This is a genomic window from Streptomyces sp. NRRL F-6676, from assembly GCF_000725625.1.
In the GTDB taxonomy this organism is placed as follows: Bacteria; Actinomycetota; Actinomycetes; order Streptomycetales; family Streptomycetaceae; genus Streptomyces.
The window spans coordinates 170,485-182,661 of sequence record NZ_JOHS01000008.1 but is presented as its reverse complement, the minus strand read 5'-3'; the positions used below and the strand labels follow the sequence as shown (position 1 = coordinate 182,661).

General features: G+C 75.1%; 12 protein-coding genes. 7 read left to right on the top strand and 5 right to left on the bottom strand.

The window, feature by feature from the left end; all coding sequences use genetic code 11:
- Positions 1-102: 102 nt before the first annotated feature.
- From dhaK to IO29_RS07540, 3 genes are read left to right on the top strand one after another with little or no spacing between them, the layout of a single operon-like run.
- Positions 103-1,095 (top strand): dihydroxyacetone kinase subunit DhaK, encoded by a 993-nt coding sequence (gene dhaK / locus IO29_RS07550; RefSeq protein WP_030377935.1) that lies wholly within the window; start codon positions 103-105, stop codon positions 1,093-1,095.
- A gap of 46 nt (positions 1,096-1,141) precedes the next feature.
- Positions 1,142-1,741: a dihydroxyacetone kinase subunit DhaL gene (gene dhaL, locus IO29_RS07545; RefSeq protein ID WP_030377934.1), complete on the top strand. Its 600-nt coding sequence runs from the start codon at positions 1,142-1,144 to the stop codon at positions 1,739-1,741.
- Positions 1,734-2,162 (top strand): PTS-dependent dihydroxyacetone kinase phosphotransferase subunit DhaM, encoded by a 429-nt coding sequence (locus IO29_RS07540; RefSeq protein WP_030377933.1) that lies wholly within the window; start codon positions 1,734-1,736, stop codon positions 2,160-2,162. Before dhaL ends, IO29_RS07540 begins: the two co-directional genes overlap by 8 nt.
- Before the next feature lie 769 nt (positions 2,163-2,931).
- Here the strand turns inward: IO29_RS07540 and IO29_RS07535 are convergent.
- A complete protein-coding gene (locus tag IO29_RS07535) occupies positions 2,932-3,816 on the bottom strand; it encodes a glycoside hydrolase family 75 protein (protein ID WP_051707361.1) in 885 nt (294 codons plus the stop codon).
- A gap of 466 nt (positions 3,817-4,282) precedes the next feature.
- On the opposite strand from IO29_RS07535, the gene IO29_RS07530 reads away from it, so the two are divergent.
- Positions 4,283-4,837, top strand: coding sequence for a hypothetical protein (locus IO29_RS07530; RefSeq protein ID WP_030377931.1), 555 nt, complete (start codon positions 4,283-4,285; stop codon positions 4,835-4,837).
- A gap of 25 nt (positions 4,838-4,862) precedes the next feature.
- On the opposite strand, the gene IO29_RS07525 is transcribed toward IO29_RS07530, so the two are convergent.
- The 3 genes from IO29_RS07525 to IO29_RS07515 form a co-directional block, all read right to left on the bottom strand.
- Positions 4,863-5,417 carry a PadR family transcriptional regulator gene (locus IO29_RS07525; protein ID WP_030377930.1) on the bottom strand — a complete coding sequence of 185 codons (555 nt, stop codon included), beginning with the start codon at positions 5,415-5,417 and terminating at the stop codon, positions 4,863-4,865.
- Positions 5,418-5,459: 42 nt separating this feature from the next.
- Positions 5,460-7,475, bottom strand: a complete 2,016-nt coding sequence (locus IO29_RS07520) for an NADPH-dependent 2,4-dienoyl-CoA reductase (RefSeq protein ID WP_030377929.1) — start codon at positions 7,473-7,475, stop codon at positions 5,460-5,462.
- Positions 7,476-7,556: 81 nt separating this feature from the next.
- Positions 7,557-8,333, bottom strand: coding sequence for a putative protein N(5)-glutamine methyltransferase (locus IO29_RS07515; RefSeq protein ID WP_030377928.1), 777 nt, complete (start codon positions 8,331-8,333; stop codon positions 7,557-7,559).
- Positions 8,334-8,576: 243 nt separating this feature from the next.
- On the opposite strand from IO29_RS07515, the gene IO29_RS07510 reads away from it, so the two are divergent.
- The 3 genes from IO29_RS07510 (at position 8,577) to IO29_RS07500 (ending at position 11,018) form a co-directional block, all read left to right on the top strand.
- Positions 8,577-9,026 (top strand): MarR family winged helix-turn-helix transcriptional regulator, encoded by a 450-nt coding sequence (locus IO29_RS07510; protein ID WP_030377927.1) that lies wholly within the window; start codon positions 8,577-8,579, stop codon positions 9,024-9,026.
- 216 nt (positions 9,027-9,242) lie between these two features.
- Positions 9,243-9,830, top strand: coding sequence for an Rv1733c family protein (locus IO29_RS07505; RefSeq protein WP_030377926.1), 588 nt, complete (start codon positions 9,243-9,245; stop codon positions 9,828-9,830).
- A 219-nt stretch (positions 9,831-10,049) separates the two neighbouring features.
- Positions 10,050-11,018, top strand: a complete 969-nt coding sequence (locus IO29_RS07500) for an acetylxylan esterase (RefSeq protein WP_030377925.1) — start codon at positions 10,050-10,052, stop codon at positions 11,016-11,018.
- Positions 11,019-11,034: 16 nt separating this feature from the next.
- Here the strand turns inward: IO29_RS07500 and IO29_RS07495 are convergent, their stop codons facing one another.
- The gene (locus IO29_RS07495) at positions 11,035-11,778 is read right to left on the bottom strand and encodes a class I SAM-dependent methyltransferase (RefSeq protein WP_030377924.1); all 744 of its coding nucleotides are present in this window, start codon (positions 11,776-11,778) and stop codon (positions 11,035-11,037) included.
- Positions 11,779-12,177 lie beyond the last annotated feature (399 nt).

The window sequence follows — 12,177 nt, the reverse complement described above, 5'->3', positions numbered from 1 at the left end:
GTCGTCACAGGTGACCTTCGCCGTTCCGGGGCAGATACTGCCGGTAGGAGCGGCCCAGGACGCAGGCCGGAGCGAGGCCTGCCCGGCTCACCGGAGGTACCCATGAAGATGTTGATCAACGTCGCGGAAACGGTGGTCGCGGACGCGCTGCGGGGAATGGCCGCCGCCCACCCCGAGCTCACCGTCGACGTGGAGAACCGGGTGATCGTACGGCGGGACGCGCCGGTTGCCGGAAAGGTGGCCCTCGTCTCCGGCGGCGGCTCCGGGCACGAACCGCTGCACGGCGGCTTCGTCGGCCCGGGCATGCTCTCGGCGGCCTGCCCCGGCGAGATCTTCACCTCCCCCGTCCCGGACCAGATGGTGCGGGCCGCGGCCGCCGTGGACGGCGGGGCGGGTGTCCTCTTCATCGTCAAGAACTACACGGGTGACGTCCTGAACTTCGACATGGCGGCCGAGCTCGCCGAGGACGAGGGCATCCAGGTGGCCAAGGTCCTCGTCAACGACGACGTCGCCGTGACCGACAGTCTCTACACCGCGGGCCGCCGGGGCACCGGCGCGACCCTGTTCGTGGAGAAGATCGCGGGCGCGGCGGCGGACGAGGGGCAGCCGCTGGAGCGGGTCGAGGCGCTCGCCCGGCAGGTCAACGACAACGCGCGCAGCTTCGGCGTCGCCCTGTCCGCCTGCACCACCCCCGCCAAGGGCACCCCCACCTTCGACCTGCCCGCCGGGGAGCTGGAGCTGGGCATCGGCATCCACGGCGAGCCGGGGCGCGAGCGGCGCGGGATGATGACCTCGCGGGAGATCGCGGACTTCGCGGTGCACGCGATCCTGGAGGACATGGAGCCGCGCAACCCGGTCCTCGTGCTCGTCAACGGCATGGGCGCGACCCCGTTGCTGGAGCTGTACGGCTTCAACGCGGAGGTGCAGCGGGTGCTCACCGAGCGGGGCGTGGCCGTGGCCCGCACGCTGGTGGGCAACTACGTCACCTCCCTGGACATGGCGGGCGCGTCCGTCACCCTGTGCCAGATCGACGAGGAGCTGCTGCGGCTGTGGGACGCGCCGGTGAGCACGCCGGGGCTGCGCTGGGGCAGGTAGCCCCGCTTCCGGCCGCCCGCAACGTCCGTACCACGCAAGGAGATCCATGCTCGACGCCGACTTCTTCCGCCGCTGGATGGCGGCGACCGCCGCGTCCGTCGACCGCGAGGCCGAGCGGCTCACCGCCCTCGACTCGCCGATCGGCGACGCCGACCACGGCAGCAATCTGCAACGCGGGTTCCGCGCCGTGGTGACCGTACTCGACAAGGAGGCGCCGGACACGCCCGGAGCCGTGCTCACGCTGGCCGGACGGCAGCTGATCTCCACGGTCGGCGGCGCGTCCGGACCGCTGTACGGCACGCTGCTGCGGCGCACCGGCAAGGCGCTCGGCGACGCCGCCGAGGTCACCGAGGCGCAGCTCGCCGAGGCGCTGGGCACCGCCGTGGACGCGGTGCGGCAGCTGGGCGGGGCGGCGCCGGGTGACAAGACCATGATCGACGCGTTGGTGCCGGCGGTCGGGGCGCTCGGCGAGTCGTTCGCCGCGGCCGGAGCGGCGGCGGAGGAGGGTGCCGTCGCCACGACGCCGTTGCGGGCCCGCAAGGGGAGGGCCAGCTATCTCGGCGAGCGGAGCATCGGGCACCAGGACCCGGGTGCGACCTCGGCGGCGCTGCTGATCGCCGCGCTCGAGGAGGCCCGCGGTGAGTGAGGCGGGCGGGAGCGCGGAGCAGGGGCTGGTCGGTGTGGTGCTGGTGTCGCACAGCGCGGCGGTGGCGGCGTCGGTGGCGGAGCTGGCCAGGGGCCTCGCGGGCGGCGGCCCGACGGCGCCCGTGGCCCCCGCGGGCGGCACGGCGGACGGCGGTCTCGGCACCAGCGCGGAGCTGATCTCCGCGGCGGCGGCGTCGGTGGACCGCGGCGCGGGCGTCGCGATCCTGATGGACCTCGGCAGCGCGGTCCTCACGGTCAAGGCGCTCCTGGCCGAGGGCGACGAACTCCCCCCGGGCACCCGCCTGGTCGACGCCCCCTTCGTGGAGGGCGCGGTCGCGGCGGTCGTGACGGCGTCGGCCGGGGCGGACGTGGCCGCGGTGGAGTCCGCGGCGGCGGAGGCGTACTCCTACCGGAAGGAGTAGGCGAAGGTGGCCACCGCACCTCGGGCGGCCCCCGGTGGCCCCCGGTGGCCCCCCTGCGGGACAGCTCGGGGGGTGCGGTGCCTTGGCGGGCGCGGGTGGGCGGGGGCTGGTCGCGCCCACGCGGCGAAGCCGCACGTCAATACAGCCTCGCGCCCCTAGGTCGGCCGCGGTGCGCCGACGGGTGCATGTGCGGGAGTAGCAGGTCGCGCCCACGCAGCGAAGCCGCACATCAGTACAGTCCCGCGCCCCTGGGGTCGGCCGGGGTGAGCCGGGGCGGAGAAGTGCGGCGTCGGAGTGCCACGGGGTGGGGATGTCTGTCGGGGGTGCGGGGGGCGCAGCCCCGGACTTTCCCGGGGGTCCAGGGGGCGGAGCCCCCTCGGGAGTCCGGGGCCGAGCCCGGGGGCGGGCTCGGGGGCGGAGCCCCTCACGTCTGTCGGGGGTGCGGGGGGCGCAGCCCCCGCTGGGGTCGGGGCGAAGCCCAGGGGCGGGCCCGGGGGCGGAGCCCCTCACGTCTGTCGGGGGTCCAGGGGGCGGAGCCCCCTCGGGAGTTCGGGCGAAGCCCCGGGGGCGGGCTCGGGGGCGGAGCCCCTCACGCCTGTCCGGGGTCCAGGGGGCGGAGCCCCCTCGGGAGTTCGGGCGAAGCCCAGGGGCGGGCTCAGGGGCGGAGCCCCTCACGCCTGTCGGGGGTGCGGGGGGGCGCAGCCCCCGCTGGGGTCGGGGGCGCGGCCCCGGAGGTTTCCGGGGTGGTGGGGCGGAGCCCCTCGCTGTGCTAGGGGTGCGCGGGGGTGCCCCCCGGTGCGTGGGTGCCGCTTGACCTCCGGAGGAACTCGCGGGCGAGTTCCTCCCCGCGTTCCGCCGTCGCCTCGCGGTCGAGCGAGGGCACCGCGGAGTGGGGGAAGACGACGTACGTCACGTCGTCGTCCGTGCCGCCGCCGCGCGGGTCGGGGCGGATACCGAGCCCCTTCGCCGTGGCGTACGAGGCCTCGCCGATGATGTCGCGCGGCCCCGTGTCGCCGACCACCGCGTACTGCACCCGGTCCCCGTGGATCACCGCGGCGACGGAACCGCCACGGACCCCGTCCGCCCGGTGGTCCCAGAGCCGGCTCGGCTCGGGAACCACGATGTACGGCACCTTCTCGGCGTCGAGCCGCCGCCCGTCCGGCCCCTGGAACGCGGTGGCCCGGGCGAACTGCGGATCGGTCCGCCGGTTGCAGCGCCGCCCGGCGCGGCCGTCGCAGTCGATGTCCATGTCGGCCTTCCAGAACACCGCACCGTGCCGGCCGCACACCGGGATGTCGGCGCGTGCCCCCGCGTCGCTGCGGAAACGCCCGTGCGAGACGGGGGTGCAGTGCCGTGTCTGGGCCAGCAGATCGGCCGCGGCGACCCGCCCCTCGCGCGCCCCGCGCCGCCCGAGGACCGGCCGCTCCCGGCCGCGATCGCGGTCGTGGAAGACCGGGGAGCGCCCCGGGACCCCGCCGCCCTGCGGCGCGAGGGCGTGGCTCCGACCGGCACCGCGCTCCGCCGCCGCGGGCGGCAGGGGCGGCGCGGGCGCCTGCGGGCGGACGGCCGCGACGGGCCCGGCCGGAGCCGGCCCGGCCGGGGCGAGGAGGGCGGCACTGGCCGCCACCAGCGACAACGAGGTGGTGTAACGCACGGCTACGGACCCTCTCACGGCGGACGGCGCCGATCACGCACCGCCCGGCGGAGCGCTCCCCGGCACCGACCGGGGCCGTTCGGGTGACCGGCCGGGGACCGGGCCGGACCCGGCCACGGCCCCCGGCCGTCCGCGCCGGCGCGGGCTCAGCGACGACAGCGGTCCGCGCCGTGGGCGCGAACTGCCGTCGCGGACGGCGGAGTTCACGCCCCGTGGGGGTTCAGCATACGAAGCCCCGCAGGCCCGCCGCACACTCCCCCGCCGTCCGCGCCCCGGCACCCGCCCCACCCGTGTCCGCCCGGCGGCGAAACCGTGCGCCGGACGACGGAAAGGTTCACCTGGCCGGGGGCCGTCCGGATGCGGCCCGCCCCCGGGGCGTCTGAGATCGCTTCGAGGCGGCACGAACGTTCCCCGATCCCGGCGGCGCAATGGTGTGCCGCCGGCCGTGCCGCTGGAGGGCAGTCCCATGCGTAGATCTCAGATATCGGCCCGCGCCGGCCTGGCCGCGACCGCCGCCGCGCTGCCGCTGGCCCTGGCCTCGCCCGCCACCGCCGCGGGCATCTCGGTGAGCACCGCGGGGTCCACGGTGTCGGTGGCCACCACCGCCTGCAAGCAGGTGAACGGCAGTTTCGGCAACGCCTCGCTGCTCTCCCCCGGGCAGTCGAACTTCGCCCAGGGCCGGCAGACCGCGTTGTCGCAGGCGAACGGCACCCAGTCCGCGGCCTGGTCGAACGTCGGCCGCGGGACGTTCACGGTGGTCGTGGTGTGCGCCAACGGCTCGACCGCGGGCACCCAGCCGATCATCGTCTCGCCGTCGGCGACCAGCAGGCCCGCCACCCCCTCCCCCGCGACCCCCTCGCCCGCCGTGTCCCCGTCGCTGGGTGTCATGGGCGGGATCGGCGGATCGGTCCGCGACTACGGCACCCTCACCAAGGTGGCGGGCGGTGTCCTGGTCACGGCCGGCGTGGGCGCCACCGCGTGGTACCTGCGCCGCCGCACCCGGCGCCCGCACCACCTCTGACCGCCGGACACGTCTTGCAGGGCCCCTACTCCGGCCGGGGCGCCGCGGGCAGCCGGCCGAACTCCTCCAGGGCATGGGTGAGCCACCCGGTCCAGAAGGTCTCCAGGTCGATGCCGGCGCGCAGGATCAGATGGCGCAGCCGGTCCTGGGCGGTGTCCCGGCCGGGGCCGAAGTCGCGCTCCTCGATCTCCCGGTACTCGGCCAACTGCCGTTCGTGCAGGACGAGATGGCGGCGCAGGTCGTCCTCGATCCCGTCGGTGCCGACGACGGCCGCGGCACGCAGCCGCAGCAGCAGGGTGTCGCGCAGCGGCTTGGGGTCCTGGGCCCCGGCGGTCCAGCGGGCCAGTTCGGCGCGGCCCGCGGGCAGGACCTCGTACACCTTCTTCTGCCCGCGGGCCGGCTGCTCGGCCGGGAGTGCCCGGATGTGTCCCCGGCCCTCCAGTTTTCCCAGCTCGCGATAGATCTGCTGGTGCGTCGCCGACCAGAAGTAGCCGATCGACATGTCGAACCGGCGGGTCAGCTCCAGCCCGGACGAGGGCTTCTCGAGCAGGGCGGTGAGGATCGCGTGCGGGAGTGACATGACGTCATCCTAGGAAGAGCCCACCCCGAACAAGGGCCGCCCCTACAGCGCCGCCGCCAGCCCGGTGCCCTGCTGGATCGCGCGCTTGGCGTCGAGCTCGGCGGCCACGTCGGCGCCGCCGATGAGGTGTGCCGTGCGCCCGGCGGCGGCCAGGGCGTCGTACAGCTCGCGGCGGGGTTCCTGCCCGGTGCACAGGACGATCGTGTCGACCTCCAGGACGCGGTCGGCACCGTCGACACTCAGGTGCAGTCCGGCGTCGTCGATGCGCCGGTAGGTGACGCCCGGAATCATGGTGACGCCGCGGTGCTTCAGTTCCGTGCGGTGGATCCACCCGGTGGTCCTGCCGAGCCCCGCGCCGACCTTGGTGGTCCTGCGCTGGAGCAGGTGCACGGTGCGCGGCGGCGCGGGCCGCTTCGGCGCGGTGAGTCCGCCGGGCGTGCGGTACTCCATGTCGACGCCCCAGTGGCGGAAGTACGTCGCCGGGTCGGTGCTCGCGCCCTCGCCGCCGTCGGTGAGGTACTCGGCGACGTCGAAGCCGATGCCGCCGGCGCCGAGGATCGCGACCCGTTCGCCGACGGGGGCGCCGTCGCGCAGCACGTCGAGGTAGCCGAGGACGCTGGGGTGGTCGACGCCCGGCAGCTCGGGGACCCGCGGGGTGACACCGGTGGCGACGACGACCTCGTCGTACTCCGCGAGGTCACCGGCGCCGACCGTGGTGCGCAGCCGTACCTCCACGCCCCGCAGGCGGAGCTGGGTGCGGAAGTAGCGCAGGGTCTCGTCGAACTCCTGCTTGCCGGGCACCTTGCGGGCGACGTTGAGCTGGCCGCCGATCTCCCCGGCGGCGTCGAAGAGGACGACCTCGTGACCGCGTTCGGCGGCGGAGACCGCGCAGGCGAGACCGGCGGGCCCGGCGCCGACCACGGCGACCCGCTTGCGCCGCCGGGTCGGGGCGAGCACCAGCTCGGTCTCGTGGCAGGCGCGCGGGTTGACCAGGCAGGAGGTGATCTTCCCGCCGAAGGTGTGGTCGAGGCAGGCCTGGTTGCAGCCGATGCAGGTGTTGATGGTGTCGGACGCCCCGGCGGCGGCCTTGGCGACGAAGTCCGGGTCAGCGAGGAACGGCCGGGCCATCGACACCATGTCCGCCCGCCCCTCGGCGAGCACCCGCTCCGCCACCTCCGGGGTGTTGATGCGGTTGGTGGTGACGAGCGGCACGGACACCTGGCCCATGAGCCGCTCGGTGACCCAGGTGTAGGCGCCGCGCGGCACGGAGGTGGCGATGGTGGGGATGCGCGCCTCGTGCCAGCCGATGCCGGTGTTCAGCAGCGTCGCCCCGGCGGCCTCGACCGCCTTGGCGAGGGTGACGACCTCCTCCGGGGTGGAGCCGCCGGGCACGAGGTCGAGCATGGAGAGCCGGTAGACGAGGAGGAAGCCCTCGCCGACCGCCTCCCGCACCCGCCGCACGATCTCGACGGGGAAGCGCATGCGGTTCTCGTACGGGCCGCCCCAGCGGTCGGTACGGTGGTTGGTGCACGCGGCGACGAACTCGTTGATGAGGTAGCCCTCGGAGCCCATGATCTCCACGCCGTCGTAGCCGGCCCGGCGGGCGAGCCGGGCGGCCCGGACGTAGTCCTCGACGGTCTCCTCCACCTCCGCGTCGGTGAGCTCGCGCGGCACATGGGGGCTGATGGGCGCCTGGAGCGGGCTCGGCGCCACCAGGTCGCGGTGGTAGGCGTACCGGCCGAAGTGCAGCAGTTGCAGGGCGATGCGGCCGCCCTCGCGGTGCACGGCGTCGGTGATCACCCGGTGCTGCTCGGCCTCGGCCCCGGTGGTCAGCTTGGCGCCGCCCTCGTACGGGCGGCCCGCTTCGTTGGGCGCGATGCCGCCGGTGACGATGAGGCCGACGCCGCCGCGGGCCCGGGCCGCGTAGAACTCCGCCATCCGCGCGAAGCCGTTCTCGGCCTCCTCCAGGCCGACGTGCATGGAGCCCATCAGCACGCGGTTGGGCAGCGTGACGAAGCCCAGGTCGAGGGGGCTCAGCAGGTGCGGGTAACGGCTCATCGGGACCCTCCGGACACAACGGTGGACGTCTCCGTTGTAGACGACGCGCCCTCCATTGTGCAACTAGTTGCACAACCGTCCTCACCCCCGGCGGCCGATCACCACCGTCGTCCCGAACTCCTCCCACTGAGCGAGCCGGGTCTCGAGCCCGGCACCGGAGAAGGCGGCCGCGGCCGCCGCGGCCTGCCGCTCACTGGTCTCGACGAACAGGCCGCCGCCGGGGCCCAGCCAGTGGGGCGCCTCCGCGGCGACCCGGCGCAACAGGTCGAGGCCGTCGGCGCCGCCGTCCAGCGCGACCAGCGGTTCGTGCTCGCGCGCCTCGGCCGGCAGCAGGCGCACCTCGTCGCTGGGCACGTACGGCACGTTGGCGGTGAGCACGTCGATCCGTCCGCGCAACGCGCCCGGCAGGGCCGCGTACAGATCGCCCTCGTGGACGTGGCCGCCGTACGGGGCGACGTTGCGGCGGGCGCAGCGCACGGCCGCCTCTTCTATGTCGGCGGCGTGCAGTTCCGGTCCGTCCAGCGACGCGGCGAGGGCGGCGCCGACCGCGCCCGAGCCGCAGCACAGGTCCACGACCAGACGGGCACCGGGGGCGTGGGCGAGGGCCTGGTCGACGAGGAACTCGGTACGGCGGCGGGGAACGAACACGCCGGGTTCGACGGTGATCCGCAGACCGTGGAACTCGGCCCAGCCGACGACGAGTTCCAGCGGCTCGCCGGCGACCCGGCGGTCGACCATGGCGGTGACCTCGGCGGGTGTACGGGCAGCGGCGAAAATCAACTCCGCCTCGTCCTCGGCGAAGACGCAGCCGGCAGCGCGCAGGGTGGTGACGACGGAGGCGAGTACAGGGGAAGGCATGACAGCCAAGGGGCCTTTCGGGGAGTGAGCCGAAGGCGCTCCCCTTCCCGGCCGGCGGCTAGCGGTTCGCGCCGCGCGGGGGTGAGAGCACCCGACCTGACACTGCGGTAATGGGTCTCACCTCCTCGTCCGGTCCCGGCGGGGCCGTCCGCACCGGGACGGTCACCCTAGCAGCCGGGCCGTGACCTCCGCGGCCGGGGCCGTAGGCTAGTTGTACTGCGCAACCGAAGGGGGTTCCGTTCCGTGAGTGCGGCCGAGCGGTCCGTCGAGACGATCCACCGCGAGCTGACGGCGTTCGCCCGCCGGGCCAGGGCGTCGGCGGGGCGGATGCATCCGGAGCTGTCCCTGGTGTCGTACACGCTGCTGGGGCATCTGGAGGACAGCGGGGGGTGCCGGGCGACCGACCTGGCCGCGCACTACGCGCTCGACAAGTCGACGGTGAGCCGGCAGGTCACCGCGCTGGAGCGGGCCGGGCTGATCGAGCGGCGGCTCGCGGCGGAGGACCACCGGGTGCAGGAGCTCCACCTGACGGAGGCGGGCACGCGCATCCTGGCGCGGGTCACGGACCGGCGGCGCCGGGCGTTCCAGGACCGGCTGGCGGACTGGCCCGAGGAGGACCTCGCGCGGTTCGCGGACTACCTGGTCCGCTACAACGCGTCGTCCGCGGGGCCGGGACCCGACCCCGCCGGCTGACGGCCCTCATCTGAAGGATCATCGTCGGCCGCCGAACGGCCCCGCCCCGCGCAGTCCCTCCCCACCGCCGGAGGCGCCCCGTTTCGGGCGGCCCCCCGCGGGCACTCCGCAGGTGCGCCGCACCTCGGTCAGGGCGGAGAATCGACAGGGGGCCGAACGCCGTCGCCCCGGCGCGGGACGCCGGCCGGGGTGAACCCGAGCGGCGAGGAGGTCGAGATGCGAACCCGGGTGCGCGGCTGGCGCTGGCGTCGCAATCCGCTGCGCCGCCGCTCGGACGTCTTCGAGGCATGGGCGGCCCTGATCGTCGCCGTCCTCCTCTTCGTCGGCGCGCCACTCGCCGGCGCCGTCGCCGGTCTGCGCGCGTACGACGACGCGCGCGCCCAGGCCACCGCCCAGCGCGCCGCACGCCACCAGGTCTCCGCCGTCCTGCTCGAGGACGCGCCCGCCGCCGTCTCCTCCACGGAGGGCGGCAAACAGCCGCTGTACCGCGTGGAGGTGCGGTGGACCGTCCCCCACTCGGACACCGCGCGGACCGGGCGCGCCCTGGTACCGGCCGGCAGCCGGCAGGGCGACCGGGCCGAGGTCTGGCTGGACCGCCAGGGGCACGGCGTGGACGCGCCGATGACCGACACGACGGTCTGGCAGCACGCGCTGACCACCGGCATCTGGGCCACGGGCGGCGCCGCCACCGTGCTCCTCGTCGGCCGGCTCACCGTCCGCCGCGTCGGCGAACGGCACCGCATGGCGGAGTGGGAACGCGAGTGGGAGCGCACGGAACCGGAGTGGCGCAACCGGACCCCGTGAACGCCGCCCGGCCCGCCCCCTGAAAGCCCGGCGAAAGCCGGGCGACGACCGGGTGCCGACCGCGTGCCGACCGGGTACCGACCGGGCGACGAGCGGGCGACGAGCGGGCGAAAGCCCTTTCCAGACCCCCCTTCTGCACACCCCGCCCGCCACGTACCGTGTGATCACTCGCGTACGGCCACCCGGGCCGGCACCCGATGTTGCAGAAGGCGGTCCTCGATGGCCCTGTTCGATCTTCCCCTGGACGAGCTCCGCGACTACCGCAGCGCATCCGTCGCACCCGAGGACTTCGACGCGTTCTGGGCGAAGACACTGAACGAGGCCCGGGCCCACGACCTGGACGCCCGCTTCGAGCCCGTCGAGACGCAGCTGAAGACCGTCCGGGTGCACGACGTCACGTTCGCCGGCTTCGGCGGCCACCCGGTCAAGGGCTGGCTGACGGTTCCGGCGTGGGCCAACGGCCCGCTGCCGACCGTCGTCGAGTTCCTCGGCTACGGCGGCGGCCGCGGGCTGCCGCACACGCACCTGCTGTGGGCGTCCGCCGGCTTCGCCCACTTCGTGATGGACACCCGCGGCCAGGGCAGCGGCTGGGGCGGCGGCGGTGACACCCCGGACCCGGTGGGTTTCGGCCCCGCCTACCCCGGGTTCATGACGCGCGGCATCGACAACCCGGAGGACTACTACTACCGGCGGCTGTTCACGGACGCCGTCCGCGCCGTGGAGGCCGCCCGTTCCCATCCGCTCACCGACCCGGCCCGCACCGCCGCCGTCGGCGTCAGCCAGGGCGGCGGGATCACGCTCGCCGTGGGCGGCCTCGTGCCCGACCTCGCCGCCGTCGCCCCGGACGTGCCGTTCCTGTGCGACTTCCCGCGCGCGACGACGCTGACGGACCGCGATCCGTACCGGGAGATCGGCAACTACCTCAAGACCCGCCGCGGCCGCACCGAGCAGGTGCTGCGCACCCTGTCGTACTTCGACGGCGTGCACTTCGCCGCCCGCGGCAACGCCCCGGCCCTGTTCTCGACGGCCCTGGAGGACCAGACCTGCCCGCCGTCCACGGTGTTCGCCGCGTTCAACGCGTGGGCGGGCGAGGACAAGGCGATCGAGGTGTACGACTTCAACGACCACGAGGGCGGCGGCCCCTACCAGCAGGCGGCCCAGCTGGCCTGGCTCCCCGCCCGCATCTGAGTCCCCGCCCCGGACGTCAGCCGGCGGCGGCCCGCGTCGCGACGACCAGTCGCCCGCGCGGGCTGCCGTCCGGCCGCCGACCGAACTCCGGCAGGGCGCGCAGTCCGGTCGCGAAGCCCGCGCCGTTCAGCGCGCACAGGACGTCGCCGAGGCGGAACGTCCGGTAGTACATGACGAACGGCGGCCGCCACACCGCGTTGCGCACCCGCATCGCCGTGTCGAAGCCGAGCAGGGCCCAGTACCAGGGCGAGGCGAGGGGCGGCGGGGCGCCGATCGGGAACGCGAACCGCCCGCCCGGCCGCAGCACGGAGTGGACCTGGGCGAACAGCGCCGGCAACTCCCGGGGCAGGAAGTGCCCGAACGCGCCGAAGCTGACGGCCAGGTCGAAGACCGGCCCGAAGGGCAGGGCCAGGGCGTCCCCGCGCACCCAGTCGACGCGCGGGGGCGTCGCCGCGCCCCGCCCGGCCGAGCGCTCCCGCCCCACCGTGAGCATGCCCGCGCTGATGTCGACACCGGTGACGCTCGCGCCGCACACCGACCGCAGCACGTCCATCCCCGCCCCGGTGCCGCAGCACAGGTCGAGGCCGCGGTCGAAGGGGCCGAGGTCCGTGAGCGCGCGGGCCACCGCGTCCAGGACGGTGTCCGACGTACGGAACGGCGTGTGGTCGAACTTGGGCGCGAGGAGGTCGTAGCCGTGTTCGACGGACGACAGCGCCTGGACGGCCAGTTCACGGAGGCCGGGCCCCTGGGGAGAGAACATCACCGCACAGCCTATGCGCAACCGCGCACCCGGTCGGGGCAGCCTCGTACACGTCCCGCGGGTATCGGCCCCGGTCGCCTGTCGTCGCCCCGTGCGCACGTTCCGTCCCGCCCCCGCCCGGCCGGCACGGGCTCGCCGCCGCCTCCGTGGACGCCGCCGTCGGGGAACAAGCCCGGCCGCCGGGGCGTTGACGCCGTCGAGGCCAGTGCTACAGTGCGAACAGCACCTGTGTTCACGCCCCGTCCGGGGCGCCGGTGCAACTGTTCACTCCCGTTCCGCCGCCCCGCCCGTCGTCGTACGACCGGCCGGTGGCTTCCCACCCGGCATCCCGCCGACCCGACGGTCCTCGCGGCCGTCATGGCGGTTCCCGTAGCGGAACCGCGCCCGGGACGCCGTTCC

Bases quoted from the DNA above. Each gene is read 5' to 3' on its own strand.
- IO29_RS07505 (WP_030377926.1), top strand. From the start codon at position 9,243: ATGCGAACCCGGGTGCGCGGCTGGCGCTGGCGTCGCAATCCGCTGCGC.
- IO29_RS07530 (WP_030377931.1), top strand. From the start codon at position 4,283: ATGCGTAGATCTCAGATATCGGCCCGCGCCGGCCTGGCCGCGACCGCC.
- dhaK (WP_030377935.1), top strand. From the start codon at position 103: ATGAAGATGTTGATCAACGTCGCGGAAACGGTGGTCGCGGACGCGCTG.
- dhaL (WP_030377934.1), top strand. From the start codon at position 1,142: ATGCTCGACGCCGACTTCTTCCGCCGCTGGATGGCGGCGACCGCCGCG.
- IO29_RS07525 (WP_030377930.1), bottom strand. From the start codon at position 5,417: ATGTCACTCCCGCACGCGATCCTCACCGCCCTGCTCGAGAAGCCCTCG.
- IO29_RS07500 (WP_030377925.1), top strand. From the start codon at position 10,050: ATGGCCCTGTTCGATCTTCCCCTGGACGAGCTCCGCGACTACCGCAGC.
- IO29_RS07495 (WP_030377924.1), bottom strand. From the start codon at position 11,778: ATGTTCTCTCCCCAGGGGCCCGGCCTCCGTGAACTGGCCGTCCAGGCG.
- IO29_RS07515 (WP_030377928.1), bottom strand. From the start codon at position 8,333: ATGCCTTCCCCTGTACTCGCCTCCGTCGTCACCACCCTGCGCGCTGCC.
- IO29_RS07520 (WP_030377929.1), bottom strand. From the start codon at position 7,475: ATGAGCCGTTACCCGCACCTGCTGAGCCCCCTCGACCTGGGCTTCGTC.